This window comes from Aeromicrobium sp. PFPM2_SD2 (assembly GCF_057364525.1).
In genome coordinates this window covers 1-1212 of the sequence record NZ_JBNFNZ010000601.1, presented here as the reverse complement: position 1 = coordinate 1212, position 1212 = coordinate 1, and the positions used below count along the sequence as shown (strand labels likewise).

The following is a 1212-nucleotide window of genomic DNA, read 5'->3' as shown; positions in this document are numbered from 1 at the left end:
CGGACGGGGCGCGTCCCGGCGGCTGCTGGCCGCGCTCGAGGAGCGGGCGCGCGACCGCGGCTGGTCGCGCCTCGTGCTGGAGACCGGGACGCTCCAGCACGAGGCGATCGGCCTGTACGAGTCGGCCGGGTACGCGCCGGTCGAGCCGTTCGGCCCGTACGTCGGCGCGACGCAGTCGCTCTGCTACGCCAAGGAGCTGTAGCTCAGGCCTCGAAGCTGCTGTCGAGGTTCATCGAGCGCTCGGTGCCGGCGACGTCGAGCTCCCCGCGCACGACCACGACCGGGCACTGCGAGTGCCGGACGCACTGCTCGCTGACCGAGCCCAGCACGAGGCCCTTGAACCCGCCGAGGCCGCGGGGGCCGACGACGAGCAGGTTCGCCGAGGAGGACGCCTCGAGCAGCGCGTTGGCGGCCGAGCCGTGCGGGGCGTCGAGCTCGACCGGCACGTCGTCGTACCGGGCCCGCACGGCCGCGGTGTCGGGCCTCGAGCGCCGCGCGGACGGCGTCGCCGAAGTCCGAGAGCGGCGGCACGTAGCCGCGCTCCCAGGTGGAGGGGCGCGGCGCGGTGGCCATCGTCCAGGACCGCACGACCTTGACGCTGGCGCCGGAGCGGCGGGCGAGGTCGAGGGCCCAGGCGAGGGCGTCGTCGGCGAACGACGAACCGTCGTGACCGACCAGGATCAGGTGGCTGTCAGCGCTCATGGCCCGACTCTATCCGCGCCGCCGCGCTCGCGCGGAGCGCGCCGGACGACGGGTGCGGGCCACAACCAGGCGTCACCCGAGCAGCGGGAACCGGTCGGCCCGGGGACCCAGCTCGGCGCGGTCGTGCGCGTCCAGCTCGCGGCGGCCGGTGCCCTTGAGGACGGCCTCGAAGTCGTCCCAGCCCGACGGCAGCGGGCCGGCGGCCAGCGCCTCGACCACCCCGCGGACCTCGCGGAGGGCCGCCGCCGGGGGAGCCGGCGGGGCGGGGAGGTGGGCGGTGAGGTCGACCAGGTGGACGGTCGCCTCCAGGAGCAGCGTGTGCACGAGGTCGACGGTGCCGATCGCGTGGCCCTGCGTCGCGAGGACGTCGGGCTCGGCGACGCGACAGGCGTGCGCGGCGGCCCGCGACGTCTCCTCCCACTCGGCGACGAGGTCGGCCGGCGACGCGGTAGGCGGCCGCGCTCGGCCCGGACGAACGGCGACCGTGGCCGCCCGGGCGCCGTCGGTGTA

General features: G+C 76.7%; 2 protein-coding genes and 2 pseudogenes. 1 reads left to right on the top strand and 3 read right to left on the bottom strand.

The genetic code is table 11. The annotated features are described in order from the left end of the window. The coding region (locus AC2W7G_RS16755; protein WP_485869437.1) for a GNAT family N-acetyltransferase at positions 1 to 202 on the top strand (202 nt) is incomplete at its 5' end. A gap of 1 nt (position 203) precedes the next feature. Here AC2W7G_RS16755 and AC2W7G_RS16750 read toward each other — a convergent pair. The 3 genes and pseudogenes from AC2W7G_RS16750 to AC2W7G_RS16740 all read right to left on the bottom strand — a co-directional run. After that, positions 204 to 467 (bottom strand): universal stress protein, encoded by a 264-nt coding sequence (locus tag AC2W7G_RS16750; protein ID WP_485869436.1) that lies wholly within the window; start codon positions 465 to 467, stop codon positions 204 to 206. Between the two features lie 91 nt (positions 468 to 558). Beyond that, positions 559 to 702: pseudogene (locus AC2W7G_RS16745) on the bottom strand (universal stress protein); the annotation flags it as partial. 72 nt (positions 703 to 774) lie between these two features. Then, a pseudogene (locus AC2W7G_RS16740) lies at positions 775 to 1212 on the bottom strand (hypothetical protein); the annotation flags it as partial.